We start from the raw sequence: 843 nt of genomic DNA on the forward strand, positions 1-843 counted from the left end.
CCAACGCATCCGGTTCGTGTTTCGCCGCATGGACTGGCTGATTTCGAAGGCGACCGTCAGCATGTCGGACATCAACGGCCCGCGCGGCGGACTCGACAAACGCTGCCAGGTGCAGGTGCAGACGCCCGATGCGACGCCTGTCGTCGTGACGTCGATCGCAAGAGACTGGCGCGGCGCACTCGATCTCGCGCTGGCCCGCGCGGCGCGTTCGATCATCCGCAGGCAGCAGGCGCGCATTGCGACTCGGGGTCCCCGTGATTTTGATGCCGTTTACCGGGGTAGCGGCCTCCAGGCGCGACAAGGCCTGGCGGACTGCCCCTAAAACAATGCCGCTCGATTTGTTCTGGAAGGCTCGGATAGCAACGCACCGCTGGGCGCTACCTATCACCGGAGCTTGGCGGCCGCCGGGTAATTCGCTTCCTGGCATTGCCATATCGGGCCCCTCAGTCGGTTGCAACCGGCGAACGCGGCGACGAATTGCCAGGACGTCGCCGCGATAAAGGCGAGAAAAGCCGGCAGTACGCTGTTTCGTGGGTATCGACTGCAGTCGCACAATCGGGTCGATGGGCGACCTTTGCACAGTTCCATTTCTCGGCTCGCAAGGCGCGATCGGCCCAATGGAACTATCGCATTGCGATCATCGTCAGCGCAGGTGTATCGCGGACGACGCCGGCGCCTTAGTCGGGTTCCGCCTGCTGGCATTCCGCCTGATACCAACGATCGACCTAACGCTGCGCCGCCTGCGGATCCTCCGGGTAGTGTGGATCGAACCATGGTGATGGGTCGTAGCCCGCTTTCCTCAGGGCCGCCAGTTCGCTCCGGCTTCGCTCAGGGGTGGGAGGG

General features: G+C 63.9%; 2 protein-coding genes. One reads left to right on the forward strand and one right to left on the reverse strand.

All coding sequences use genetic code 11. The annotated features are described in order from the left end of the window. Window positions 1-322: hypothetical protein (locus F6X40_RS41580; protein WP_187631904.1), on the forward strand; the 322-nt coding region annotated here is incomplete at its 5' end. Window positions 323-725: 403 nt separating this feature from the next. Here the strand turns inward: F6X40_RS41580 and F6X40_RS43085 are convergent. Then, the coding region (locus tag F6X40_RS43085) for a DUF4148 domain-containing protein (RefSeq protein ID WP_262421757.1) at window positions 726-843 on the reverse strand (118 nt) is incomplete at its 5' end.

The sequence above is a fragment of the Paraburkholderia sp. UCT31 genome, assembly GCF_014397655.1.
In the GTDB taxonomy this organism is placed as follows: domain Bacteria; phylum Pseudomonadota; class Gammaproteobacteria; order Burkholderiales; family Burkholderiaceae; genus Paraburkholderia; species Paraburkholderia tuberum.